Annotated in this window: 28 protein-coding genes, 1 riboswitch and 1 other annotated feature; of the genes, 10 read left to right on the top strand and 18 right to left on the bottom strand. The window is 39.3% G+C overall.

Annotated features, from left to right (window positions below; all coding sequences use genetic code 11):
- Positions 1–15 precede the first annotated feature (15 nt).
- Together AC0C45_RS00395 and AC0C45_RS00390 are read right to left on the bottom strand one after the other, a co-directional pair.
- Positions 16–732 (bottom strand): pseudouridine synthase, encoded by a 717-nt coding sequence (locus AC0C45_RS00395; protein ID WP_237893055.1) that lies wholly within the window; start codon positions 730–732, stop codon positions 16–18.
- A gap of 55 nt (positions 733–787) precedes the next feature.
- Positions 788–2,431: a putative polysaccharide biosynthesis protein gene (locus AC0C45_RS00390; protein WP_013085248.1), complete on the bottom strand. Its 1,644-nt coding sequence runs from the start codon at positions 2,429–2,431 to the stop codon at positions 788–790.
- A 211-nt stretch (positions 2,432–2,642) separates the two neighbouring features.
- On the opposite strand from AC0C45_RS00390, the gene AC0C45_RS00385 reads away from it, so the two are divergent.
- Positions 2,643–3,914, top strand: coding sequence for a BaiN/RdsA family NAD(P)/FAD-dependent oxidoreductase (locus AC0C45_RS00385; RefSeq protein WP_013085249.1), 1,272 nt, complete (start codon positions 2,643–2,645; stop codon positions 3,912–3,914).
- A gap of 4 nt (positions 3,915–3,918) precedes the next feature.
- Here the strand turns inward: AC0C45_RS00385 and AC0C45_RS00380 are convergent, their stop codons facing one another.
- From AC0C45_RS00380 to AC0C45_RS00345, 8 genes are all read right to left on the bottom strand, one after another.
- Positions 3,919–4,098, bottom strand: a complete 180-nt coding sequence (locus AC0C45_RS00380; protein ID WP_013059521.1) for a sporulation protein Cse60 — start codon at positions 4,096–4,098, stop codon at positions 3,919–3,921.
- 522 nt (positions 4,099–4,620) lie between these two features.
- On the bottom strand, positions 4,621–4,932 hold the full coding sequence (locus tag AC0C45_RS00375) for a rhodanese-like domain-containing protein (protein ID WP_013085250.1): 312 nt from the start codon (positions 4,930–4,932) through the stop codon (positions 4,621–4,623).
- A 239-nt stretch (positions 4,933–5,171) separates the two neighbouring features.
- On the bottom strand, positions 5,172–7,586 hold the full coding sequence (gene leuS, locus AC0C45_RS00370) for a leucine--tRNA ligase (protein ID WP_013085251.1): 2,415 nt from the start codon (positions 7,584–7,586) through the stop codon (positions 5,172–5,174).
- A gap of 64 nt (positions 7,587–7,650) precedes the next feature.
- Positions 7,651–7,869 (bottom strand) — a binding site (T-box leader).
- A 243-nt stretch (positions 7,870–8,112) separates the two neighbouring features.
- Complete coding sequence (locus tag AC0C45_RS00365; RefSeq protein ID WP_034648615.1) at positions 8,113–8,301, bottom strand: hypothetical protein; 189 nt, start codon at positions 8,299–8,301, stop codon at positions 8,113–8,115.
- 64 nt (positions 8,302–8,365) lie between these two features.
- Complete coding sequence (locus AC0C45_RS00360; RefSeq protein ID WP_013085253.1) at positions 8,366–9,688, bottom strand: GntP family permease; 1,323 nt, start codon at positions 9,686–9,688, stop codon at positions 8,366–8,368.
- Between the two features lie 156 nt (positions 9,689–9,844).
- Positions 9,845–11,032, bottom strand: coding sequence for an MDR family MFS transporter (locus tag AC0C45_RS00355; RefSeq protein ID WP_034648611.1), 1,188 nt, complete (start codon positions 11,030–11,032; stop codon positions 9,845–9,847).
- 158 nt (positions 11,033–11,190) lie between these two features.
- Entirely contained in the window at positions 11,191–11,346 is a 156-nt protein-coding gene (locus AC0C45_RS00350; protein ID WP_013059527.1) for a hypothetical protein, read from the bottom strand.
- A 12-nt stretch (positions 11,347–11,358) separates the two neighbouring features.
- Positions 11,359–11,622 (bottom strand): YtzC family protein, encoded by a 264-nt coding sequence (locus tag AC0C45_RS00345; protein ID WP_013059528.1) that lies wholly within the window; start codon positions 11,620–11,622, stop codon positions 11,359–11,361.
- Between the two features lie 169 nt (positions 11,623–11,791).
- Here AC0C45_RS00345 and mnmL point away from each other — a divergent pair, with 169 nt between their 5' ends.
- Entirely contained in the window at positions 11,792–12,754 is a 963-nt protein-coding gene (gene mnmL / locus AC0C45_RS00340; protein WP_013085255.1) for a tRNA modification radical SAM protein MnmL/YtqA, read from the top strand.
- Positions 12,751–13,320 carry a tRNA 5-(aminomethyl)-2-thiouridylate-methyltransferase MnmM gene (mnmM, locus tag AC0C45_RS00335; RefSeq protein ID WP_472927868.1) on the top strand — a complete coding sequence of 190 codons (570 nt, stop codon included), beginning with the start codon at positions 12,751–12,753 and terminating at the stop codon, positions 13,318–13,320. The genes mnmL and mnmM overlap by 4 nt, the downstream gene beginning before the upstream one ends.
- Positions 13,321–13,332: 12 nt before the next feature.
- On the opposite strand, the gene AC0C45_RS00330 is transcribed toward mnmM, so the two are convergent.
- The gene (locus tag AC0C45_RS00330; RefSeq protein WP_013059531.1) at positions 13,333–14,391 is read right to left on the bottom strand and encodes a tetraprenyl-beta-curcumene synthase family protein; all 1,059 of its coding nucleotides are present in this window, start codon (positions 14,389–14,391) and stop codon (positions 13,333–13,335) included.
- Between the two features lie 31 nt (positions 14,392–14,422).
- Positions 14,423–15,199 (bottom strand): alpha/beta fold hydrolase, encoded by a 777-nt coding sequence (locus tag AC0C45_RS00325; protein ID WP_013059532.1) that lies wholly within the window; start codon positions 15,197–15,199, stop codon positions 14,423–14,425.
- A gap of 107 nt (positions 15,200–15,306) precedes the next feature.
- Between AC0C45_RS00325 and AC0C45_RS00320 the strand changes: the two genes are divergently transcribed.
- The 3 genes from AC0C45_RS00320 to AC0C45_RS00310 all read left to right on the top strand — a co-directional run bounded on the left by AC0C45_RS00320 (position 15,307) and on the right by AC0C45_RS00310 (position 17,714).
- Positions 15,307–15,834 (top strand): gamma carbonic anhydrase, encoded by a 528-nt coding sequence (locus AC0C45_RS00320; protein WP_472927867.1) that lies wholly within the window; start codon positions 15,307–15,309, stop codon positions 15,832–15,834.
- Between the two features lie 191 nt (positions 15,835–16,025).
- Positions 16,026–16,550 carry a phosphatase PAP2 family protein gene (locus AC0C45_RS00315; RefSeq protein ID WP_016765763.1) on the top strand — a complete coding sequence of 175 codons (525 nt, stop codon included), beginning with the start codon at positions 16,026–16,028 and terminating at the stop codon, positions 16,548–16,550.
- Positions 16,551–16,568: 18 nt separating this feature from the next.
- Positions 16,569–17,714: a glycosyltransferase family 4 protein gene (locus AC0C45_RS00310; RefSeq protein ID WP_034648601.1), complete on the top strand. Its 1,146-nt coding sequence runs from the start codon at positions 16,569–16,571 to the stop codon at positions 17,712–17,714.
- Between the two features lie 31 nt (positions 17,715–17,745).
- On the opposite strand, the gene metK is transcribed toward AC0C45_RS00310, so the two are convergent.
- A complete protein-coding gene (metK, locus tag AC0C45_RS00305) occupies positions 17,746–18,948 on the bottom strand; it encodes a methionine adenosyltransferase (protein WP_013059536.1) in 1,203 nt (400 codons plus the stop codon).
- A gap of 132 nt (positions 18,949–19,080) precedes the next feature.
- Positions 19,081–19,198, bottom strand: a riboswitch (SAM riboswitch).
- A gap of 374 nt (positions 19,199–19,572) precedes the next feature.
- Here metK and pckA point away from each other — a divergent pair.
- A complete protein-coding gene (pckA, locus tag AC0C45_RS00300) occupies positions 19,573–21,162 on the top strand; it encodes a phosphoenolpyruvate carboxykinase (ATP) (protein ID WP_034648597.1) in 1,590 nt (529 codons plus the stop codon).
- Positions 21,163–21,196: 34 nt separating this feature from the next.
- On the opposite strand, the gene AC0C45_RS00295 is transcribed toward pckA, so the two are convergent.
- A complete protein-coding gene (locus AC0C45_RS00295) occupies positions 21,197–21,439 on the bottom strand; it encodes a DUF2584 domain-containing protein (RefSeq protein ID WP_013085261.1) in 243 nt (80 codons plus the stop codon).
- Between the two features lie 54 nt (positions 21,440–21,493).
- Entirely contained in the window at positions 21,494–22,276 is a 783-nt protein-coding gene (locus AC0C45_RS00290) for an alpha/beta hydrolase family protein (protein WP_034648593.1), read from the bottom strand.
- A gap of 172 nt (positions 22,277–22,448) precedes the next feature.
- Between AC0C45_RS00290 and AC0C45_RS00285 the strand changes: the two genes are divergently transcribed.
- The 3 genes from AC0C45_RS00285 to AC0C45_RS00275 are packed head-to-tail and all read left to right on the top strand — an operon-like array spanning position 22,449 to position 25,012.
- The gene (locus tag AC0C45_RS00285; RefSeq protein ID WP_237893057.1) at positions 22,449–23,447 is read left to right on the top strand and encodes an ABC transporter substrate-binding protein; all 999 of its coding nucleotides are present in this window, start codon (positions 22,449–22,451) and stop codon (positions 23,445–23,447) included.
- A 1-nt stretch (position 23,448) separates the two neighbouring features.
- On the top strand, positions 23,449–24,219 hold the full coding sequence (locus AC0C45_RS00280) for an ABC transporter ATP-binding protein (protein ID WP_034648587.1): 771 nt from the start codon (positions 23,449–23,451) through the stop codon (positions 24,217–24,219).
- Positions 24,206–25,012: an ABC transporter permease gene (locus AC0C45_RS00275; RefSeq protein ID WP_034648585.1), complete on the top strand. Its 807-nt coding sequence runs from the start codon at positions 24,206–24,208 to the stop codon at positions 25,010–25,012. Before AC0C45_RS00280 ends, AC0C45_RS00275 begins: the two co-directional genes overlap by 14 nt.
- Positions 25,013–25,058: 46 nt before the next feature.
- On the opposite strand, the gene ytkD is transcribed toward AC0C45_RS00275, so the two are convergent.
- From ytkD to AC0C45_RS00260, 3 genes are all read right to left on the bottom strand, one after another.
- A complete protein-coding gene (ytkD, locus tag AC0C45_RS00270; RefSeq protein WP_013059543.1) occupies positions 25,059–25,529 on the bottom strand; it encodes an RNA deprotection pyrophosphohydrolase in 471 nt (156 codons plus the stop codon).
- A gap of 104 nt (positions 25,530–25,633) precedes the next feature.
- Positions 25,634–25,954 (bottom strand): hypothetical protein, encoded by a 321-nt coding sequence (locus AC0C45_RS00265; protein WP_013085266.1) that lies wholly within the window; start codon positions 25,952–25,954, stop codon positions 25,634–25,636.
- Positions 25,955–26,028: 74 nt separating this feature from the next.
- Complete coding sequence (locus tag AC0C45_RS00260) at positions 26,029–26,454, bottom strand: phage holin family protein (protein ID WP_013085267.1); 426 nt, start codon at positions 26,452–26,454, stop codon at positions 26,029–26,031.
- Between the last annotated feature and the right edge of the window lie 52 nt (positions 26,455–26,506).

Raw genomic sequence — 26,506 nt, 5'->3', positions numbered from 1 at the left:
TTCTTTCGCCTCTTCTTAGGCATTTGATTTTTGCAATAAAGCTAGTTCTTCTTCCGTTAACTCCCTATACTCTCCTAAATCTAATGACTCGTCTAACAGCAAAGCTCCCATAGATAAACGTTTTAAATACGTTACTTTTTTTCCTCTTGCTTCAAACATACGCTTCACTTGATGAAATTTTCCTTCAACGATCGTTAATTCAATTTCTGATTCCACACCGCTTGTTAGTATCTTTAACTCTGCTGATTTTGTTACATATGCATCATCAAGAGTGACACCTTGTCTAAATGCTTCAGCATCTTCTTCAGTCACCGGTGCATTAATTTTTGCAAAATATGTTTTAGGAACGTGTTTTTTAGGAGATAGCAGCTGATGTGCAAGCTGACCGTCATTCGTCAGCAGCAAGAGCCCTTCTGTATCTTTATCTAAACGCCCTACCGGAAATGGGTCATACACAGCATCGTCAAGTTCAAGTAAGTCCAAAACTGTTTCATGAAGAGAATCTTCTGTTGCTGATATGACGCCTTGAGGCTTATGAAGCATAAAGTAAACAAATTCTCGGTAAGAAACGGCTTCGCCATGCACAGTGATTTCTTGTTCATCTGGATTAACGTGGACCTTAGCATCTTTAACTGTTGAACCGTCTACCTTAACAGCTCCAGTCTTTAAAAGACCTTTAACTTCTTTTCGGCTTCCGTACCCAATGGTAGAAAGCAATTTATCCAAACGCATGTAATATCCTCCTCTTTTTTGAAAAGAAGATGACTCTAACGAGTCATCTTCTTACTTAGGCACTGCGCTGTTTATTTCGGCGCAGTATCTTTCTTTCAATTGCACCAGTTACCCTCGCTCCCATTACTTTTTCAAGCAGGCTTGAACGATAGGTAATAATAAAGTAAATAAGGCCGCCTACTGCTGCTCCTATAATTGTAATAACAGTGGCAGAGAATCGTCCTGGCGTTGTAAACAGACCAATCACTGCTGCGACAATTTTTACGCTGATTCCCATAATCGCAACAAAAATGAGAATAAGCACAGAGCGTTTTATAAACTCACTGTAGTTATATTTTGCGTGTTTTTGAATAAGCGCAAACATATAAACAAGAGATACGATATAGCCTAGTGCAGTCGCTAAAACTGAACCAATCTCGTGGAACATAAGAATAAATGGAACGTTCACGACAATTTTCACAATCAATCCAAATAATAGACTTAAAACAGCATATTTTTGTTTGTTGATTCCTTGTAAAATAGCTCCATTCACCGTAAAAAATGAGAACAATAAAGCTACCGGTGCATAGTAAAGCAAGACATTTCCACCCGCATCCGATGCATCTGTTCCAAAGAAAAACGTATAGGCTGGGCCAGCTAAAGCCATTAATCCTACAGATGCTGGCAGCACAAGAAACATAATCGTTTGATATGTTTGGTCAATTTGCTTTTGCAGTACGTTATAATCTTTATTCACAAAGGAACGTGTAATCGTTGGTACAAGAGTCAAACCGAACGCAGTAGCTAATGAAACGGGAATCATCACAAGCTTTGGAACATAAGACTGAACAATTCCGTTCATTGACTCTGCTATTTCTTTTTGTCCAGCCGCTACCATTGCACGGTTAAATGTGAATTGGTCCACATATTGATAAAGCGGAATAGCCAAGCTGACAAAGACATATGGCAATGAATACGTAAGCAGCTCTTTAAAAATGGATACGGTAGAAATACGCGTAGGCGTTACCGTCTGCTCGTTCACCATTTTATCAAGATAAGGCTTTCGTTTTTTCCAGTACCAAATTAATACAGCCAGTCCAGCAAGAGCTCCTACAAAAGCCCCCATCGTAGCAAATCCAACGGCTAATGCAAGACTTCCATGGACAACTTTGATGACGATATAGGTAGATGCCAATAAAAAGACAACCCGCACAAGCTGTTCAACTACTTGTGAAACAGCTGTTGGTCCCATAGACTGGTGACCTTGGAAAAATCCTCGCATTAAACTCATCATCGGTACTACAATTAACGCAACACTAACCATTCGCATAACCATTACTACATCTTCTAAGGAGTTATTTAAATCAGAACCTCCCAGTGTAATTCTAGACATAACAGGAGCTAACGAATATAAAAGTAAAAATGCAAGTATTCCTGTGACAAGCATTAATTTCATGCCGGCCCGATACATTCTTCTACTCGTATAGTAATCACCGAGTGCATTATATTTTGATACAAATTTCGATACGGCCATTGGCATACCGGCTGTAGCAATACTTAAATAAATAGCATATTGGTTATATCCGTAACCAAACAGTGCTCCCCCTACGGTTCCAACAAGGATCGCAAATGGAAATAAATAAATCATTCCCAAGATTCGGGATACATAAGTGCCAAGCGTTAGCACAAAGGTCCCTCTTAACAATTTTGAATCAGACATACGTTTGCCTCCGATACTTAATGTTACATACTGATAATAATGATAGAATTGAAAAGAAGCAAGTGACAGTATACACTAAGAAAGGTCTTATACTCACTCGCACTCGTCAACAAACTAAAAAAACAAAGACTATAGCCCATTTTATCCAATGTTGAGAGATTTGTCAGTGAACAAACTAAATTTTTTTAAGAATAGACAGGTTGGTGAAAATATGATATATGATGTAGTCGTAATCGGAGGAGGACCTTCTGGTTTGATGGCATCGATTGCAGCTGGTGAGTCAGGTGCAAACGTATTATTAATTGATAAAGGCAATAAACTTGGACGAAAGCTTGCCATTTCTGGAGGCGGACGCTGTAATGTGACAAACCGTCTTCCCATTGATGAACTTATTAAACACATTCCAGGAAACGGACGCTTTTTATACAGTGCGTTTTCTGTTTTTAATAACGAAGATATCATCTCTTATTTTGAAGGCCTTGGAATTAAATTAAAAGAGGAAGATCACGGCCGTATGTTTCCGGTCAGCAATAAAGCGCAATCTGTTGTTGACGCATTAATTAGCGAACTTCACCGTCTTCGTGTGACAATTCGCACAAACACAGCCGTTAAACGCGTACACTATGAGAACAACACCGTGAAAGAAGTTGTGCTTCAAAACGGGGAAGCAATCCAAACAAAAAGCGTTGTGATTGCAGTAGGTGGAAAATCAGTACCTCATACAGGTTCCACAGGAGACGGTTATCAATGGGCAAAAGATGCGGGGCATAAAATTACTGAACTTTACCCAACAGAAGTTCCTATTACATCTAGCGAACACTTTATTAAAACTAAAACGCTTCAAGGTCTATCGCTTCGCAATGTAGGACTAAGCGTGCTTAATAAAAAAGGCAAGCCTGTCATTACTCATCAAATGGATATGATTTTCACTCACTTTGGCATCTCTGGCCCTGCCGCTCTTCGCTGCAGCCAATATGTTGTTAAAGAGTTAAAGAAACAAAAAAGCAATACTGTTCAAATGTCTCTTGATTTATTTCCTAGCCAAAACGACGAAGATATTTTCCAAAAATTAGTCAAAACAACAAAAGAAGAGCCGAAAAAAGCAATTAAAAATGTCTTAAAAGGTTTTGTATCTGAACGCTATCTATTGTTTTTACTCGAGCAAGCAAGCATTGATAGCCAAGCGCTAGCAGGACAGCTTCAGCATGAGAAACTGAGAGAATTTGCAAGACTGTGCAAACGATTTGAATTTGCTGTAAACGGCACGCTTTCTTTAGAAAAAGCATTCGTCACAGGAGGCGGCGTATCTGTTAAAGAAATTCACCCAAAAGAAATGTCTTCGAAATTTATGCAAGGCCTTTACTTCTGCGGGGAAATTCTTGATATCCATGGATACACTGGAGGATACAATATCACTTCTGCTCTTGTAACAGGCCGTTTGGCTGGAAGTAATGCAGGAGAATTTGCAACAAGCCTAGCATAATATGCTAGGCTTTATACATAACCATGGCTGAAAAACAGTACACCTGCTCATCACGATCAACATCCACTGTCACTTGGTATTTAATATCAACGACGTCTTCATCCTCTAATTTCCGTAAAAATCGGTTCACCGCAAATTCTAAATCTTTTTCGTGCTCTTTATCAAACATTTTCACCTGTATCACAGCTTCTACCACCTTGTCCTATCAAATTTGTTTCAATCAGAATGGACTGTTTCTCTTGATGATGGTTTTTGTACGGATTTTCAATCTCTTACTACCTCTATTTTTATGAGAGCTTTTATAGATTTAGTCATCATTTGTTTTCCTGCTATCATTTTAGTCGGATGGCAGAAGTGTCATTCAAAAAAGAGGTTGAGACATAACGAAATGAACTCAATCTAAAGACGAACAAATGGGATACATGAGCTGAAACGCTTGTGACACGGCAGTCAATTTCCTTTCAAGACTTCGCTTTCCGCGGGCGGCCGGTGATCCTCCTCCTCGCTTGCGCTCCTGGGGGGTCTCACCTTTTCCGCTTTTCTCGCAGGAGCCTTCGCCTTGCCTTCCAATCAGCTGCTAGAGGAGAGGAAACGAAACAAATAAAACCTAAGTTCACCCTAACAAAAAAATGAACCACTAATCAAACATGTTGATCAATGGTTCATTTTTCACTTCAGCTAAGATACTTTTGTCCCAGCCTCTTTTTTATTTATTAACCGTTTTTCCTTCCCACTCTAACATACCGCCAACCATATTTGTTACTTTATATCCTTGTTCTTGAAGGTAGTAACATACGTTTTCACTGCGGCGGCCCGAACGGCAAATGAAAATATATTCTTTGTCTTTATCGAAATAATCCACATTACCTGGAATATCATTCATACGAATGTGTTTAGCAGTTGGAATCATTCCTTCTGCTACTTCTTCATCTTCGCGCACATCAACTAAATGAAGTTCTTCTCCATTTTCAACGCGTTTTTGAAGTTCTTCAGGCGTAATTACTTTTACTTCTTCCATCTTCGTCATTCCTCTCTATTCTTTCATTCAGCTTGCTATCGCTATTGTAGCAAATTCAAATACCTTTATGCCACTAAATAAGAAAAGCTTAAGCAGCAGCCTGCCTAAGCCCTTCCAATCGTAGTTAAAGGTTTGACTAAGCGCCTGATGTTAACCCGGAAAGGCGGACATCAGGCACTTAGGTCTAGAACAGAACCCCTGACTAAAGAGCAGTCAGGGGTTCTGTTCTACATCAATACTTAATTAGCTACGATGTTTACTAATTTACCAGGCACAGCAATCACTTTGCGCACTGTCTTACCTTCAATGAACTCTTGAACATCTTCATTAGCCATTGCAATATCTTGAAGCTCTTCACGAGACGCCTCAGCAGGTACGTTTACTTTCGCACGTACTTTACCGTTAATTTGAACGACAATTTCCACTTCATCATCTACAAGTTTTGCTTCGTCAAACGCAGGCCAAGCCTCATACGAAATTGTATCTTCGTGACCTAGTTTGCTCCATAATTCCTCAGTCGTATGAGGACAAATTGGTGCTAATAGCTTCACAAATCCTTCTACGTATTGCTTTGGCAGCACGTCAACTTTGTATGCATCATTGATGAATACCATAAGCTGAGAGATACCTGTATTAAAACGGAGGCCTTCGTAATCTTCCGTTACTTTTTTCACCGTTTGGTGATACACGCGTTCAAGCGTAGTGTCATTGCTTTCTTGAACCTTGCTGCTTAATTCACCGTTATCGTCAACAAGTAAGCGCCATACACGATCTAAGAAACGGCGTGCACCATCAAGCCCTTTTGTTGACCAGGCGATTGACGCATCTAAAGGCCCCATGAACATTTCATAAAGGCGAAGCGTATCTGCTCCGTGGCTTTCTACGATCTCGTCTGGGTTTACAACGTTACCTTTTGACTTACTCATTTTTTCGTTGTTTTCTCCAAGAATCATACCTTGGTTAAACAGTTTTTGGAACGGCTCTTTTGTTGGAACTACGCCGATATCATATAAAAACTTATGCCAGAAACGAGCATATAATAAGTGAAGAACAGCGTGTTCAGCTCCACCGATATAAATATCAACCGGCAACCATTCTTTTAATTTATCTGCATCTGCTAACGCTTCACTGTTTGTTGGATCAATGTAGCGTAAGTAATACCAGCAGCTGCCTGCCCATTGAGGCATTGTATTTGTTTCGCGGCGCCCTTTTTTGCCTGTTTCCGGATCTACTACGTTCACCCAGTCATCAATGTTTGCTAACGGAGATTCACCTGTGCCTGACGGTTTAATTTCAGTCGTTTTTGGTAACACAAGCGGAAGCTGATCTTCAGGAACTGCAGTCGTTGTGCCATCTTCCCAGTGAATAACAGGGATTGGTTCACCCCAGTAGCGCTGACGACTGAATAACCAGTCACGCAGACGGTATGTTACTTGTTTTTCACCTTTTTCATTTGCTTGAAGCCACTGAATCATATTTGAAATTGCTTCTTCTTTATCTAAACCATTTAAGAAGTCTGAATTAACGTGCTCGCCGTCGCCTGTATAAGCTTCTTTTGAAACGTCTCCGCCCGCTACTACTTCTTTAATCGGCAGTTCAAATTTAACAGCAAATTCATAATCACGCTCATCATGAGCTGGAACAGCCATAATTGCACCTGTGCCATAGCTCATTAAAACATAGTCAGCAATCCAAATTGGCATTCTCTCGCCGTTTACAGGGTTAATTGCATAAGCACCAGTGAATACGCCAGTTTTATCTTTAGCTAAGTCTGTACGTTCTAAATCGCTTTTGCTTTTAATTTGATCTAAATACGCTTCTACCGCTTCTTTTTGTTCGGCTGTTGTAATTTTTTCTACAAACGGATGTTCAGGTGCTAAAACGGCATACGTTGCTCCAAATAGCGTGTCAGGACGCGTTGTGAACACAGTAAATGTGTCCTCGTATCCATCGATTGTGAAGTGCACGTGAGCTCCTTCAGAGCGGCCAATCCAGTTGCGCTGCATTTCTTTAATACTTTCTGGCCAATCAAGCTCATCTAAATCTTCTAGTAAACGATCTGCATAAGCTGTGATTTTAAGCATCCACTGCTTCATTGGACGACGCTCAACCGGATGTCCCCCACGCTCACTTTTGCCGTCAATAACTTCTTCGTTCGCAAGTACTGTTCCTAGAGCAGGACACCAGTTAACAGCTACTTCATCCACATAAGCTAAGCCGTTTTTATATAGCTGTAAGAAAATCCACTGTGTCCATTTGTAGTAGTTTGGATCAGTTGTATTAATTTCTCGCTCCCAATCGTAAGAGAAACCTAACGATTTGATTTGACGACGGAAATTATTAATGTTAAGTTCAGTGAATTCAGCCGGGTCGTTTCCTGTATCTAATGCATACTGTTCAGCAGGTAGTCCGAATGCATCCCATCCCATCGGATGAAGTACATTGTATCCTTGCATACGCTTCATACGAGATAAAATATCCGTTGCTGTATAACCTTCTGGATGCCCAACGTGTAAACCAGCGCCAGATGGATAAGGGAACATATCTAATGCGTAAAATTTACGCTTTCCTTCATCTTCTGTTGTTCTAAATGTTTTATTTTCTTCCCAAACTTTTTGCCATTTTTGTTCGATCTTTTCATGATTAAAAGCCATACATAATCCTCCTTGTACGCTCCAGCTGTATTTAATTAAACTAAAAAACCCCTCATCCCTCAAACAAAGGGACGAGAGGTTGAATAAACTTCCCGCGGTACCACCCAAATTAGCACAATTATGTACTCACTCATTTTCCTTAACGCGGATAGACGGCAAATGTTACTTTACTTCACATTTACAACTCCAAGGTGAGTTCATGAACGCTCGTTTGCTGACTCGCACCACCCGTCAGCTCTCTTAGCTCGCTTCGTTCACTACTATTCCTTATCATAGTTTTTACATCATACTACCTTGTATTGTAAATAATATGTTCGTAAACTGCAAGTTGTTCAAGGGATTTTGTAAAAGTTTCTGCAATGCAGCACTGCTTTGTTGCTAAATCCTCTCTTTCATTCTTATATATGAACAACTTCTCCCAAAAACATACATCCACGGCCAAACAAAAAAGGGATTGAGACATAATTAAATCAATCCAATTTAAAGACGAACAAATGGGATAAATGCGCTAGTATGAATTTCTTGGTTACACCGCTGTTGATTTCCGTGCAAGACTTTTTCCGCTGGCGGCCGATGAGCCTCCTCGTTTCTTACACTCATGCGGGGTCTCACCTACTTCAGGAGTCTTTACCTTGCCCTCCACTCCGCAGCTAGAAGCACCTAAACAAATGAAACCTACGTTCACCATAAACATGAAAAGATCCGAACGATTCATCGTTCGGATCTTCCTTCAACTAAAATACTTTTATCCCAGTCCCTATTTTCTTTAGCTGCTATTATTAAATGCCAAATCCAAAAGAAAACAGGATGATCGCAAGTACAAGACCAACAAGCGGCACAATCACCGTCATTGCTGCAACTGATCCATACGCATCTTTATGAGTTTCTCCGCAAATAGAATTAATTGTTGTTACGACATAACCATTATGAGGCAAGGAATCTAATACTCCAGAGGAAATAGCTACTACGCGATGGAGAGCTTCTGGATTTACACCAGCATCTAGATAGTGAGGTGCTAAAATTGGCAAAGCAATCGCCTGACCTCCTGAAGCCGAACCTGTCATCCCCGCGATAACACTCACGGCAATAGCTCCTCCAATCAACGGACTTCCTGGAATATGCGTCATGGCATCTACAGCCACTCCAAACGCGGGAACAGCCTTAGCAACTCCTCCAAAACCTACGACAGCCGCTGTATTCCCAATAGCAATTAACGCACCCAGTGTTCCTTCTGAAGCTGCATTCCAAAATCCTTTAAAATGCTTTCGGTTCACAATATAAGTGACAATGATCCCGCTTAAAAGTGCGACAATCAGCGCAGATTGCTGAAGTGGCTTATGAAGTGCAAAAGAAATAATGAGCACGACCACAAGCGGAAGCAAACTTAATAAAGGATTAGGAAGAGACTGATTTTCCGTTACTACTGGATCTTTCTTGCGTGATATAAAACGCTCTCCATTTTTAACTGCTTTTGAAATCAAGCGCTTTAACCACCAGTAGCCGAATACAGCCATCACTACTGCTACAACTAAACTAACTTCCCATCCTGCATACGGACTAGTCTTTAAGTATTCAATTGGAATCCAGTTTTGGATTTCAGGCGATCCAGCCGAGGTCATCGTAAACGTAACGGAACCGAATGCTAAAGCAGCAGGGATAAACCGCCTCGGCAAATCGGCCTGTTTGAATAAGCTTAAAGCCATTGGATAGACAGAGAATGCTACTACAAACAGACTGACTCCTCCGTATGTCAAGACCGCACAGGCAAGTACAATCGCCAACACTGCTCTTTTCATTCCTAGTTTACTGACAATCCAGCGAGAAACACTATCAGCAGCCCCGCTGTCTTCCATCACTTTTCCAAAGACGGCGCCCAATAGGAACATTAAATACCAAGAAGCAATAAATCCTGTGAAACCAGACATGTAATTTCCAACAAAATTTGCTTCTCCTTCTTTCACCAGCTGTGGAAATAAAGGCATTCCGCTTGTTAACGCAACAACTAAAGCACTGAGCGGACCTGCTATAAATAAATTCATGCCTCTCATCGTTAATACAATGAGCAGCAATAATCCTCCAATTAATCCAATCATACTAAGCATGTTTAGCCCCCCATGAAGTCATATAATTAGAAAACGCTTACACATTTACAGGTATATACTCCTTTCTTTGCTTGTCACAACCCTTATTATATTATTAAAGGAATACTGAAGACATTCCTACGTTTATTAAGCATTCAAAAATAAAACCATCTCTATTTATTTAGAGATGGTTAATGAACGCTGACGTTTTTCTTTTAATTTATAATCGTATATCCATGTTGTACACATGCTGAATAGCAATAGTCCAATTAATAAATAGCACAGTGTAGACATATTAAACGCATCGAAAATAACGCCTCCAAAGAGAGGACCAATCATTTTACCTGCAGTAGCCATGCTGTTAACTACACCTTGATAAAATCCTTCTTTTCCAGATGGAGCCAAATGACTTGCAACAGCCGGAATGGCTGGCCAAACGAACATTTCTCCAATTGTTAACACAACCATTGCTGTTAAGAACTGCGGAAATGTTGTAGCATTCACCACGATAACAAAAGAAGCCACAAAAATAACCGTTCCAATTAGGACCTGTACTTTTAATGTTTTTGCTACTTTTTGAATGATGGGTACAATCAAAGGCTGACCGACTACAATTAAAATCCCGTTAATTGTCCAAAGCAAACTGTAGCTAGAAAGAGGTATATTCAGCTCACGCGTATGCGTAGCAATCGTTGTTTGCCACTGAACATACGCCACCCAGCATAAGACATACCCCGTACATAAAATAAGAAGAGCAGTCAGCTTCGTTTTATGCCCAATGCTCCCTGCTTCATTAAGGACATTCGTTTGTCCAACGGTAACCGAAATATGACGATATGAAAAAATAGCAATAAGCAGAAAAATAACGTATAAAATTGTATTAGCTAAGAAAATATACGTAAATGAATAAGACGCTACAATGCCCCCTACCGCGGCGCCAATAGCTACTCCTGCATTTTGAGCAACGTACATCGCATTAAATGCTTTTCTTCCGCCTTGTGGCCAAACGGACCCTGCCATTGCATACATAGATGGAAACACAATACCAGATCCAAACCCTACAACAACCAAGAGAACAACGTATGTAGGCCAACCATGGAAAAACACGAGTCCCACTAATGCAATAAGAGTAATAATAATTCCTGATAAAATGGATTTATATCCTCCGATTTTGTCAAAAAGCGTTCCTCCAAGCAAATTTCCTACTACGCTTGCCGCAGAATTCAGCATAAGAACCACTCCTGCGACGGATAACGACTTTCCTAAATGTTCATTTATATAAATTGTATTGAGAGGCCATAAAAATGAAGCTCCCGTTACGTTTACAAGCATACCAATAATCAAAAACCAAAGTGATTTGGGCATTGATCTCCCCCCTATCTATTCGAATGCCAACGTACATTCTAGTCTTTTCTTAAAGGGTTCGCAATGCTTTTACATATAGACAATTTATTTGAAATTCGCTGACTATTTAAAAAGGTGATTCCACATGACAATATCATGCAAAATCACCTTTTTATCGCTTATTTTTGCTTCGAACGAACCGGCTGTGCACGCTTGCTGTTTCGTGCTTTTAATTCTTTTACCGGATCAAAATCTTTTCCTAGCTCAATGTCATTGCTGTTGATCCCGTTTTTTGTTTTTTGTTCCGGATTATTTTGATTTGAACGCGTTGCCATAAAATCCTCTCCTTAATGCTGAGTTGTGATCAATTTATTTTGCAGCTGCTGAACTTGCAGGCGCATGCGATATAGCTGCTCTCTTTGCTGTGCATTTGCACTGTGAGAAAACTCTTCAATTTCTTTATAAGCATTTTCTAATTTTTCCTGTGCTTTTGTATATTCAGTGTCGTTATAATGTTCTTGCTTCATGCCTTCCTGCAACTGACCTTGTCCAAAGCGAATAGCATCTTCACACTGTTGCATAAGTTGATCCACTGCTTGACGAGTTGTCATTCTCTATTCCTCCTATTCGTTCATTTCTGTCTTATTTTGCGCAACTTTACTTCCCTTTACGACAAGAAGAACCTGTTAAATATAAGCATCCTTAAATTTGTTTGGCACTTTTTCACGTTTTTGATACAATTTGTTGATGTATATTGCATGTAAAAAGGAGGTTGCTGATTTGAGTCAGACAAACCCATTTCCGTATAAATCTGAAAACAAACGTTATCACACCTGGAATTACCACTTACGTAACCACTTTGGCCATAAGGTATTTAAAGTAGCCTTAGATGGAGGATTTGATTGTCCAAACAGAGACGGCACGGTAGCTCACGGCGGCTGTACGTTTTGCAGTGCTGCTGGCTCAGGGGATTTTGCTGGAAACAGAGCGGATGACCTCGTGACACAATTTAATGAAATCAGTGAAAAAATGCATCATAAATGGAAAGACGGAAAATACGTTGCTTATTTTCAAGCATTTACTAATACTCATGCTCCTGTCGAGGAGCTTCGTGAAAAATATGAAGCCGTCTTAAAGCTTCCCGGAGTTGTTGGGCTTTCTATCGCCACGCGCCCTGACTGTCTCCCCGACGATGTGGTGGAATACTTGGCTGAATTAAATGAACGAACTTATCTATGGGTAGAACTTGGACTCCAAACTGTTCATGAACGAACTTCACTGCTTATTAACCGGGCACATGATCATCAATGCTATGTAGATGGGGTAGCAAAGCTTCGAAAACACGGTATTCGCGTATGTTCTCACATCATTAATGGTTTGCCTTTAGAAACACCTGATATGATGATGGAAACCGTACGTGAAGTAGCAAAATTAGACGTTCAAGGAATTAAGATTCATCTGCTTCATTTACTAAAAGGAACTCCTATGGTCAAACAGTATGAAAAGGGCCTTGTTGAATTTCTTTCATTTGAAGAATACGTAAAGCTTGTATGCGATCAGCTCGAAGTAATCCCTCCTGAGATGATTGTTCATCGTATTACAGGCGATGGACCGATAGACCTCATGGTTGGACCGATGTGGAGCGTAAATAAGTGGAGCGTATTAAATGCCATTGATCAAGAGCTCCAACGTCGTCAAAGCTATCAAGGAAAATATTACGAAAAAGAGTTGATGGAAAGATGAAAATAGAACGTATCCTGCCTTTTGCCCGCACATTGCTGACTAATGCTGTGGCCCAAGGAGATGTCGCGATTGATGCCACAGCAGGAAATGGACATGATACATTGTTCTTAGCTAACTTAGTCGGAGATACAGGTCATGTATATGGATTTGATATTCAACCTCAAGCCATTCAAGCAACTCAACAGCGATTGACAGAACACCATCTAGAAAACAGAGTAACACTTATCCAAGAAAGCCACAGCAATATAAACATGCTTCCTCGTTCTATCAAAAGACGAGTCACGGGCGCTGTCTTTAATTTAGGTTATTTACCAGGTGGAGATAAAGACATTGTCACCACTTCTGAAACAACAATCTCTGCAATTGAGCAGTTACTTGATTTGCTAGCACCTGAAGGAGTGATTGTGCTCGTTATTTATCATGGACACGAACAAGGGAAACAAGAAAGAGACGATTTACTAACGTATGTCCAAAATCTTGACCAAAAAGACGTTCACGTTTTACAATATCGTTTCATGAATCAGCAAAACAACCCTCCCTTCATCATTGCTATTGAAAAAAGATAAGCCGCATATGGCTTATCTTTTTAACATTCGGTACAAGCGTCCGTTGATATAGAAAAAGTAGCTGAGGGCTCCCCCCGCTTTTATTAACCTACGTGCATTCACATGAACATGTTTTTGTGCCCGCACTTTTTGATCCGACAAATAAACGCCCAAGAGTCCTTTATAGATAAAGCAGTGAAAGTGATAATCCGGCAGTTTTTTAGCATATTCGTCTGCTTTTACGACAAAATGCAAAAAGCGATCCATCATTTGCTGATAATGAGGATAATAAAAACAAAAGTTCAAATCTCCTCCTGCTTTATCTTCTTCTTGGTCAATTAAATAATCGAGTAAAATATGTAAGCCTTGAATATAAGGAAAATATCCTGCTTTTATTTTCTGCGTCATTTCTTCCGTCATCTCTTCTTGAAAGCTATAAGCAACTAAACAAAAAATTCCTAACGTTGAACCAGAGCACGCTGAAAATTCATACCACTCCATTTCAGGAACACTGTGCCGGTGAGCATCGAACCAATTCTCTAATCGTGGAACTCTTTCCTTGATTTCAACATGCTTATGTATTTGCAAATCACAATAATAATTAGCTAGTTCTAATAAATGTGAAGAGACTATATGGTAATTACAAGCTTTTCGCAAGGACTGCTGACAAGTCTGGACAAGTCCGGCTAAGTATCCTCCGTCGTCTTTATCCGCTCGAAAACGATAGTAATCCCCAAGAGGTGCATGAGGAGTCAACGCATCTGGCATCGATTCATGTAAGGCGGCAAAATCTTTAGGGTCTAGCGAATTGCTGCGGTCACATAAGTTATCTAAGTAATCGCTGATTGTTTGGTAGGCAACAATAAATTTCACGCATTCAATCATGTTTTCTTTCGCTAAAATCGATAGGATACCGCCTCCTTCACAATGAAAAGTTTTTGTATCGATACTTGCCAATGCTTGAGTACGCAATTCTTTATTAGGAATCTCTTTTGCTCGTTCGCGCCAATGATTAAGCTCATGATGAACGACAGGAAACACTTCTCGATAAATTTTTCTCATTAATGAAATAGGATGAGACGGAATCTTCATTTATTTTCACCTCAATTTCTTACCGCATTTATTAAATGTGAAGATCGACAAAACTTTTCGCATATGTAAAAACGTATTCTCTTTCAGGCTCATTAAAGATTTCGTGATACAGCTGAGACCATTCTTTGTAGATTTTTTCACTTAGCTCTATTTCATCAAACCACTGCCTAACAATCAGCTTTTCAATAATTTTATCTTCTCCTGCCTGCATCACAAGAAGCGGGACATCAGGCAAACGATCGATATCTTTAAAAGCTAAGTTGACAGCTTGGATCAATTCCCGGTACCATCTTACAGAAACTTTTGTAACATACAGTGAGTCATTTTCATCTTCATCTCGAACTTCTTGGTTTCTTGTTGCTTTTTCAACAGTGAGACCTAAATCGAAAAGTTTGTTCGGCATGACTTTATTTAACCCTTTAGATAGCATATCTAAATAAGCCGGTACTTGCTCTTTTAATCCTAGACAAGGAGAGGAAAGAATCGCACCCCATATAGGAAGGTTTTTTGTCTGGAGCGTACGAATAACCGCCAGTCCTCCCATACTGTGGCCTAACAGGAAAATAGGCAAATCATATTTTTGCGCTTCACGTACCCATTCTTCCACTTCATACACATATTCATCAAAGGATAGGATATGTCCTCTTCTTCTTGTTGTTAAGCCTTGGCCAGGAAGGTCTCCCATAATTACGTGCATTCCAACCGAACGCCACATCTCAATCAGCCAGCGATAGCGTCCGTGATGCTCCGCTGCTCCATGGACCATGACAATAACGCCTTTTGGATTTACTGCTTCCCATTTATGCATTTGAGTTACTCCTTCTTCCTTTTTTTGTTTACCTGCTTAAAAAACCTTTGTACACTTACATTAGAAGATTTACTACTTTTTTTCAACTAATAAAGGGAGATGATTTGATGATTTATCCGTATAAAGAAAAAATGCCTACCATTGCACCCAGCTGCTTCATCGCAGACTATGTCACGATTACTGGAGATGTCACCATTGGTGAAGAAAGCAGCATTTGGTTTAACACTGTTATTAGAGGAGATGTTTCACCTACGATTATTGGTAAACGAGTAAATATACAAGATCAATCAACACTCCATCAAAGCCCAGATGCTCCTTTGCTTATTGAGGATGATGTAACAGTAGGACATCAAGTTATTTTACATAGCTCCATCATCCGCAAACGCGCGCTCATTGGCATGGGTTCTATTATTTTAGACGGGGCGGAAATTGGTGAAGGTGCTTTTATCGGTGCTGGAAGCTTAGTGCCTCCCGGTAAAAAAATACCCCCTAATACTCTCACACTCGGCCGACCTGCTAAAGTGATCCGCACTCTGACAGAAGAGGATTTAAAAGATATGCAGCGCATTCGTACAGAATATGTAGAAAAAGGGCAGTATTATAAATCTATTAAGAAATCTGATTCTTCATTATAAAGGAAACGTTCCCTCAGAAAGCCATACTGAGGGAATTTTTTTATTATCTCCACAAACTCTCCAATCATGCTCTATTCTCTCCACAATTGTAAAGAAATTTCCATATTAATTTACATCGCTTTAGTACTGCCTACACAATTAAAGATTAAACTGAGTAATAAAGACGTATTTATTGAAAAGGGAGCGACTCTATGAAAGCCAAGTTAATTCAGTATGTATATGATGCCGAATGTCGATTATTCAAAAGCGTAAACCAACATTTTGATCGAAAGCACTTAAATAGATTTTTACGTTTACTAACTCACGCTGGCGGAGCCACGTTTACCATTGTGATAGCGTGCTTGCTGCTATTTCTGCATCCTTCATCTGTCGCTTACGCTTGTGCGTTTTCTCTAGCCGTTAGTCATATTCCTGTCGCCATTGCTAAAAAACTATATCCGAGAAAACGACCTTATATTCAATTAAAATATACAAAAGTATTAGAAAATCCATTAAAAGATCATTCATTTCCATCTGGGCATACAACAGCTATTTTTTCGTTGGTTACCCCTCTTATGATTGTTTATCCAGCCTTCACTACCGTTCTTTTGCCTCTTGCAGTAACGGTAGGAATTTCAAGAATTTATCTCGGTCTGCACTATCCGACGGATGTCATGGTAGGCCTGATACTGGGCATCTTTTCAGGTGCTGTGTCACTGAACATATTTTTAACTTAATTGATAGGAGGAGTACTAATGAGAATTGCTTTATTTACGGATACATTTGCTCCAGAAGTTAACGGAGCTGCTAAAACACTTTATCAGTTTACCCAGTATGTCAAATCAAAGCAAATTCCCATCCAGGTATTTGCTCCTGAATTTGCTCATGATCAGTCATTTTCAACGTATGTTCACCGTTCGCCCAGCATGCCGTTTTTCCTTTATCCAAACAGCCGCTTTTCATTGCCAAACGTTCTAAAAATTAAAAAGCAGCTGCAGGAATTCAATCCTTCTATTATTCATTTGGCCACTCCTTTTACAATGGGGCTTTGCGGCTCCTATTACGGGAAAAGATTAGGTGTTCCTCTTGTCGGCTCTTATCATACCAATTTTGATGATTATTTATCTCACTATGAACTTGAAAAAATGCGTGTACCACTGCAAAAATATATGAAATGGTTTTATAAACCTGTACAAAAAATATTCGCTCCCTCTGAAGTGACCAAACAGCAGCTAGAAGAACAAGGGTTTCACAACGTATCTATTTGGTCGCGAGGAGTAAATCATAAATTATTTCATCCCCACTATGACCGCTTCGATATTCGTATTAAATATAATATTAAAAAGCCCTACATTTTAACATATGTAGGAAGATTAGCTAAAGAAAAGAACGCTGATTTTTTAATAAAAATTGCACGATCTCTACCTGATCATATCCGCCATCAAATTCACTGGGTTATTGTGGGAGACGGCCCTTTAAAAGAACAAATGCAACAGCAAGCATCTGAGCATATGACATTTACAGGCTTCCTTGAAGGTAAGCAACTTGCTCATATCTATTCATCATCTGATTTGTTTGTTTTTCCTTCAGAAACAGAAACCTTCGGAAATGTTGTACTGGAGTCTCTTGCTTCTGGAACTCCTGTAGTGGCAGCAAATGCAGGAGGAGTTAAACAGATGGTTCAGCACGGGCGAAACGGCTACCTTTGCAAACCTCACTCCTTAGAAGAATTCAGTTCGGCTATTACAGGTTTACTCGATGATTTGCACCAGCGGCTTCACTTTGGCCATGCAGCGAGACACTATGCTCTTACTCAATCATGGGACGCCATTTTTCAGCATTTGCTTTCAGAATATGAAGGCGTCGTAGAAAAATCTGCTGCAGGTATTCAATGGGCATAAAAAAATCTCCGTTTTCACGGAGATTTTTTTATTATTTAGCTAAAGCTTGAGTTTTTAATGCTTCCGCTTTGTCTGTGAACTCCCAAGGAAGCTCCACATCCGTACGACCAAAGTGGCCGTAAGCTGCTGTTTGCTTATAAATTGGGCGACGTAAATCAAGCATTTTAATGATGCCTGCTGGACGTAGGTCAAAGTTTTTGCGTACTACGTCTACTAGTACTTCTTCAGAAACTTTTCCTGTACCGAATGTATCAATTGAAATAGATACTGGTTGTGCAACACCAATCGCATATGCTAGTTGTACTTCACATTTATCAGCAAGATCAGCTGCTACAATGTTTTTCGCAACATAACGAGCTGCATAAGCTGCTGAACGGTCTACTTTTGTTGCGTCCTTACCAGAGAATGCACCGCCGCCATGACGAGCATATCCGCCGTAAGTATCAACGATAATTTTACGACCAGTTAAACCAGCATCTCCTTGAGGACCGCCGATTACGAAACGGCCTGTTGGGTTAATGAAATACTTTGTATTTTCATCAATTAACTCGTTTGGAACAACTGGATTAATAACATATTCTTTTAAGTTACGTTGAATTTGCTCTAACGTTACTTCTGGATGATGCTGAGTTGAAATAACAATTGTATCGATGCGAACAGGTTTGTTGTTTTCATCATATTCAACTGTTACTTGTGTTTTACCATCCGGGCGAAGGTAAGGAAGAATTTCTTCTTTACGTACTTCTGTTAGACGGCGAGCAAGTTTATGAGCTAATGAAATTGGAAGAGGCATTAATTCTTTTGTTTCGTTACATGCATAACCAAACATTAAGCCTTGGTCTCCAGCTCCGATTGCTTCGATTTCTTCATCTGACATTTGACCTTCACGTGCTTCTAACGCTTGGTCTACACCAGCAGCGATATCAGCTGACTGCTCGTCGATAGATGTTAATACTGCACAAGTTTCAGCATCAAATCCGTATTTTGCACGAGTATAGCCAATTCCTTTAATTGTTTCGCGAACTGTTTTAGGAATATCCACGTAAGTAGAAGTTGTAATTTCACCACTTACTAAAACTAAACCAGTTGTTACGCTTGTTTCACAAGCAACACGAGCATTTGGATCCTTTGCTAGGATAGCATCAAGAATTGAGTCAGAAATTTGGTCACAAATTTTATCGGGATGTCCCTCTGTAACAGATTCTGACGTGAACAGACGACGTTGTGTTGACATCAGTTTTCCTCCTTATAAATACGATACATTGTGATACGGTACTCATTCCCTTATTTTCATTACACGCTAAAAAATATAAAAAAACCTTTCCTTGTATCGAGGAAAGGTATCAAATTCTACATAAGCCTTTCACTCTTATCGATCAAGGTTGTGCCCTTGCATCAGGTTAGCACCTTATCGTCTACACAAAAAAATGACGATGGTTGCTGGGTTTCATAGGGCCTGTCCCTCCACCAGCTCGGGATAAGAGAGTATCCGTTCAAGGACATATAATACATGAAAAAGCGCTTCACTGTCAACAACATTCAAATGGAAATCATCTCTTTATGTTTGAATCTGTTTTAATGTAACATACTCAAATTCCGAAATAGTACACCTTATTAAGAATCATCACTAAGTTTAGTTAATAAGACAGATCAAAATGAGGCTTTCACTTAAAATAGCTTCACTTTTTTCTCTCCTAGCACATATACAGGTGTCCAAAATAGGTATAATGTACATTTTTTTATAATACACAAACATTTTTAGTTAAATAGTATAGAATAATTAAATAAATGTGTTATACTAATTATAAATTTCAAACATTAATGAATAAATAATAGCTAAAAAAGGAAGGTAGTGCACATGAGTACTGTTGATATGTCTATCGAATTAAATGGTTTGCTTCAATTAAAAACAACAAAACACCAATTATCTGTTCCACAACTTGTTGAAAAAATTCTAGCTCGACGCGAAGGAACGTTGACTTCTACAGGTGCTGTGTCAGTCGAAACCGGAAAATATACAGGTCGCTCTCCTTTAGATAAATTTATTGTAAGCGATGCTGTGTCTTCAAAAACGGTTGAATGGGGACCTGTCAATCAGCCAATTTCTGCTCAGCGATTCGATGCGCTATACAAAAAAGTCTTAAACCACTTAAAGAAGCAGGATGAACTTTTTGTTTTTAATGGATATGCTGGAGCTGATAAAAAGTATCAGTTACCAATTCAAGTAGTTAATGAATTTGCATGGCACAACCTATTCGCTCAGCAGTTATTCATTCGCCCTTCAGCCGAACAAAAAACAAATGATGATGTGAAGCCGTTTACAATTGTAGCAGCTCCAACGTTCAAAGCTGATCCTGAAACAGACGGGACGAATTCTGAAACCTTCATTATTCTTTCGTTAGAGCGACGCATTGTGCTAATTGGAGGAACTGAATACGCTGGTGAAATGAAAAAATCTATTTTCTCAGTGATGAACTTCTTGCTTCCTCAAAACAATATTCTATCCATGCACTGTTCTGCCAACGTAGGAGAAGAAGGTGACGTTGCATTATTCTTTGGTTTATCTGGAACGGGTAAAACAACGCTTTCTGCTGATGCAAACCGTCGTTTAATCGGAGATGATGAGCACGGTTGGTCAAGCTCTGGTGTATTTAATATTGAAGGAGGATGCTACGCGAAGTGCATTCAGCTTTCCGAAGAAAAAGAACCGCAAATTTTCAATGCAATTCGCTTCGGCGCCGTACTGGAAAATGTAGTGTTAAATCAAAATACGAAAGTAGCAGATTACAATGATAATAGTTTAACAGAGAATACTCGTGCCGCTTATTCAATTGACTCTATTGATAATACGGTATTGCCAAGCGTTGCTGGGCACCCTACAGCTATTGTCTTTTTAACTGCTGATGCTTTCGGCGTCTTGCCTCCAATCAGCAAGCTTACAAAAGAACAAGCGATGTACCATTTTCTGAGCGGATACACTAGTAAGTTAGCTGGAACAGAGCGCGGCGTAACATCGCCACAGGCTACTTTCTCTACATGCTTTGGTGAGCCTTTCTTACCTCTTGCTCCAACAACTTATGCAGAAATGCTAGGAAAGAAAATCGATGAACATAATGTAAATGTCTACCTTGTAAATACTGGATGGACCGGTGGTGAATACGGCATCGGCGAACGAATGAAGTTAAGTTACACTCGAGCTATGGTTCAAGCAGCCCTTGAAGGAGAACTAGCTAATACCGAAACAGTAACAGACGCTATTTTTGGTTTATCGATTCCAACTCATGTTCCGGGAGTTCCTGATGAAGTGCTTCAGCCTTCTAAAGCCTGGAACGATGCAACAGCTTATAATCAAAAAGCAACTGAGCTTGCTGCTAAATTCAAAGCTAATTTCAAGCGTTTTAATGATGTGGCATCTGATATTTCAACATTAGGCGGACCTAGGGTCTAATAAAAAACCGATCGTCTTAGAGACGATCGGTTTTTTAGTTAGTCGAATGTAATTTTGTCAGTTCATATGTGACAATGGTTTTTTCCTGCTCCATTTCTACCTTACGCACAACAGCAGTTCCAATACATTCTCCAGTTTTCGTTTTGTGAATGTTTAATGGAATATCTAACGGATACAAGCGATATCCTTTTTTCTCAATTTGAAAAATGTTATCCGTTACACGTTTTTCATTGCCTTTTGTTACAATCATTGTATTTAATTCTAGCGGCATCCCCATTTTTTCTCACTCCTCACTGTTATTCTACTTGTTTTCTCTATCGTAGCATATCTTTTATTGCGCTTTCATCCACTTCGTTAACTTCTTCACCGTTTCTCGGTTTTCTTTTGGTGGAAAAGCATGTGGAAAGTTTTCGAAGTACCAGCTGGTAACTTTTTTATTGGACTTCTTTAATTTAGATTCGAGCTGATAGGAATGATCAATCGATACGTTTTTATCTTCTAAACCATGAATAAGCAAGACCGGCGGCTTGACGAGATGAGCACGATGCAAAGGTGTCCTCCATTCATATCTTTCAGGATATTTAGAAGGAGTTCCTCCAATCACTCGCTTCATCATTCTTCTTAAATCTTCTCTTTCTTCATATGTCAGCACCATATCCGTGACGCCTCCCCATAACACAAGAGAGCGGCTGTCGTTTTTTTCAATGGCTGTGAGTAAAGCCATCACTCCCCCTCTTGAAAACCCAAAAATATGAATGCGGTCACGGTGGACGTTAGGGAGCTGTTTCAATAAATCGTAAGCAGCAAAAGCATCGTAACGATCATCTCCTGCAAAATCTTCGTTTCCTTCGCCTCCTTGATTTCCCCTATAGAACGGAGCCATCACAATAAAACCTTGAGAAGCAAATTGAATGAGTCGAGCAGGACGAACCGTTCCTACGTTCTTAATACCTCCTCTTAAGTATAAAAAGCCGTCATACATTCCTTTTTCTTTTGGCTCTGCGAGCATTCCTTTAATCTTAAGCCCTTGACATGCATATGTAATCACCCACAGCGCCACGCGAGGGTTTGATGATGGGAAACGCTGTTTATGAAGAATTGTTCCATCTTTCATTTTTTTCCTCCATTCTTTATATGACTGGTATATTTTTTCCCGCCACGGTGGACTTTCAATCATTGGCTAATACTTCTTTGATTTTCCACATAGTTATGTAGGCACTCACCTTCTTCTACTTTCTTACATACATTATCATAAAATATTTTATTCTTTTAAGGAGGTTTGCTTTATGAAACCAATCAAATGGCTCTTTTCTTTGCTTGCTATTATGATTTTACTCATCCCAATAATTAGCTGCGGCAAAACAACATCTGTACAGACGGTTCGTGTCGGCGAAGTAACTCGCTCTATCTTTTATGCTCCCCAGTACGTTGCTATTTCAAAAGGCTTTTTTGAAGAAGAAGGACTAAAGGTAGATTTAAAAACAACGTGGGGCGGAGATAAGACAATGACGTCACTTTTATCTGACGGCATCGACGTCGCCTTAGTCGGCTCGGAAACTTCAATCTACGTATATGCACAGGGGTCTAGTGATCCCGTCATCAACTTTGCACAACTAACCCAAACCGACGGAACATTTCTAGTATCGCGTAAAAAGGTCGATCAATTCTCATGGGATCAGCTTAAAGGCAAAACGTTTCTTGGTCAACGTAAAGGCGGCATGCCGCAAATGGTAGGGGAATATGTGTTGAAACAGCATAATATTGATCCTAAAAAAGATGTAAAACTCGTTCAAAACATTGATTTTGCTAATGTTGCGAATGCTTTTGCTTCTGGTACTGGAGATTATGTTCAATTATTTGAGCCAACGGCTAGTATTTTAGAGCAACAAGGAAAAGGACATATCGTTGCTTCCTTCGGAAAAGAATCAGGAACAGTTCCTTATACAACATTTATGGCCAAAGAAAGCTATTTAAAAGATAACCCTGAAGCAGCGGCTAAATTTACTCGAGCTATTTACAAAGCACAAAAATGGGTGAATACACATAGCACAGATGAAATTGCCGAAGTGGTTGCACCGTATTTCGAAGATACTCCTAAAGAAACGCTGAAAACTGTTATTGACCGCTATAAATCTCAAAAATCCTTTGCAACTAACCCTTTATTAGATCAAAAAGAGTGGGATCATTTACAAAAAATCATGGACGAATCTGGAGAACTTCCAAGACACATCAATCACAACAAGCTAGTCAACACAAAATTCGCAAAAGATGCAATGAGTGAGTAATATGACAAAACTTCACATTCAAGATGTTCAGCATATGTATCTTACGACAAAGTCTGCTACCACTGCACTTGAACATATTAATTTGTCTATTGAAGAAGGAGAATTTGTTTCCTTTCTCGGCCCAAGCGGATGTGGAAAAACGACGCTTCTATCGATTATTGCAGGCTTGATTGAACCAACGTCCGGCTTTGTCACAATAGACGGTGAAAATATCGGAACATCAGTCCCAAACATCGGTTATATGCTTCAACAAGATTATTTGTTTCCGTGGAAAACCATTAAAGAAAATATTTTACTTGGGCTTGAAATTCGCGGACAGCTAACAGATAAAACAGAGAGTAAAGCACTGTTACTCCTAAAAGAAATTGGTTTACAGGGCGTAGGTGACCTATATCCGCATCAGTTATCCGGAGGCATGAGACAGCGTGTCGCTTTAGTCCGAACACTTGCCATTGACCCCGCTATTTTACTCTTAGATGAACCTTTTTCAGCACTTGATTTTCAAACAAAACTTAAGCTTGAAGAACTTGTCTCCAAAACGCTGATGACCTATCAAAAAACGGCCGTTTTGGTCACGCATGATATCGGCGAAGCTATTGCCATGAGCAGCCGAATCTTTTTATTCTCAGCAAAACCGGGAAAAATCGCAAAAACATTTACGGTTCCTTCTATTTTACGAACTCTCTCTCCGTTTGAAGCACGACAGCATCCTGTCTATAACGATTTATTTATGGACATATGGAAGGAGCTTGATCAACTTGAAACCCACTAGCTCCCTAGATACTCTTCACGAAAGCTACCTTCGCAAGGTTCGGGGTGAAAAACGATTAGTACTGAGCGTACAGCTGGTCATGTTCTTAGCCTTTTTTAGCTTCTGGGAACTGGCTTCTCGTTTAAAGTGGATTGACCCTTTAATTTTCAGTTCTCCTACTAAAGTATGGCATTTATTTTTAATTAAACTTACCGACGGCTCGCTGGCAGCACATATTGGTTTTACATTATTTGAAACGATTCTTGGCTTCATTTTAGGCACATTACTAGGTATTTTACTTGCAACGGCCCTTTGGTATTCAACGAGGCTCGCAAACATATTAGACCCTTACCTCGTTATTTTAAACGCCATGCCAAAAGTAGCGCTGGGCCCTATTTTAATTGTAGCGATCGGTCCAGGATTTTTCTCAATCTTAACGATGGGGGCGATTATATCCGTTATTATTACATCCATCGTCGTTTACACAGCATTTAAAGAAGTTGATCCAAACTATATTAAATTACTAAAAAGCTTTGGGGCAACGAAAACCCGCTGCTTTAAAGAAGCCATTTTGCCAGCTTCCATGCCCGCTATTATTTCCACATTTAAAGTAAATGTCGGCTTATCTTGGGTAGGAGTCATCGTAGGAGAGTTTTTAGTTTCTTCGAAAGGGCTTGGATATATGATTATTTATGGTTTCCAAGTCTTCAACTTTACTCTTGTTCTTCTCAGCTTATTATTAATTGCCATTTTCGCTACGATTATGTATCAAGGCGTTGCTTATTTAGAAAAGAAATTGATCCGACGCTCATAAAAAATCCCCCCGTACAAACGGGGGGATTTTCATTGATAGGATACTTTTACAAAAATGTTCGCTTTACATATTTCATTACATATTGTAAAACATTATCTTTCATGATGAAGCTGTATGCATCATCTTGTTGAATGCCCGAAGGTAGTTCATCAATCATTACGGGACCATCCGTTTCCATGTAGTCTTCTTTTTTAATTACATTTCCAATAGTAGCAAAATAAATGTTTTTAATAATGGTCTTTCCTTTACTTACTACTTTATATTGCCCAATATAAGTTAAAGAAGAGACTTCTCCGCCTGTTTCTTCAAATACTTCTCGAACCGCTGCTTCTTCTGGTACTTCATTGCCTTCTAGTTTTCCTCCGGGAAATTCTAAACCTCGTTTTGAGTGATTCGTTAGCAACCATTGATTTTCATACCTGCATACGACCCAAACATGACGTGGAGTTTTCGAGAATGGATTTTTTTCAAATGATAAAAATACTTGATTATGATATGCATCCTTAAATGTGTACATGGTCGACTCAAACTCCATTTGATTTTTCCCTTATTTTATCATACATTACGGCCATACCTGATAAGAAAAGTATGCTCGTACTTTTTTTCTTTGCTTTTTACTCCTTATTCCATTCTATCTGAAGATAAAATATTCATCTGTTTGATATGTGATTTTGTTTCATCGTCTCCTAGCTGATAAAGCATGGCATATATTTCAACTGTCGTTTTATCGTACATATCATTTTGAGAATCATGATGATATTCCAGATACGGAATATGTGATCGCCAAAAGCTTGACCAATCGCTTGAAGCACGCTGATCTAAATACGTTCTCAGCTTCTCGACTTCTTCATCTGTTGCTTCAATCGCATAATTCCAATCTGAAGCAGTATTTGACTGATTGATTTCTCCTGAACTCAGAGATATATAATATTTTTTTGTCATGAAAGATATTCAGCTCCTTCTTTCTAGTGCCAACTTATCTTTCTTATTTGTATCTTATTCTTTTTTTATACACTTTACGATTTAAAGCGGTCTTTTAAAATCGCTATTGCTTTTTTTAGCGGCTCTGGAATTGGAATTCCTACAATTCCTGCATTTTCTGTAATTGAAATCATTTCGTTTAAAATATAGAACAAAGTAGCTCCATCTCGAATAATATGACCGTTTTCCCAGAATACGGAATCGATAAAGTTTGCTACAGCAATCATGGCAAAAATAAAAATCTTTTTGGCAATTCCTTTAAAACCTACTTTGCTAGATAAACGTTTATTTATAAAAGCTGCAATCGTGCCTGTCAAATAATCCATTGTCACTAATGCTACTAAAGCCATTAGTAAATAGTCCCACTCTCCAAATAAAAAAAAAGCCAGTGAACCTAAACTTGAGATTATCAAGACAGAAAGCTTCTGCATATCCACTTTTTTCACCCTTTCAGCAGTCATATCCCTACAGTATATGCCGGTGAAAAAAAAGTGTTCGTCCATCTTACCATAA

Source organism: Priestia sp. VA7 (assembly GCF_055710015.1).
The sequence above is the reverse complement of the archived record's forward strand: the minus strand, read 5'-3'. Positions and strand labels throughout refer to the sequence as shown.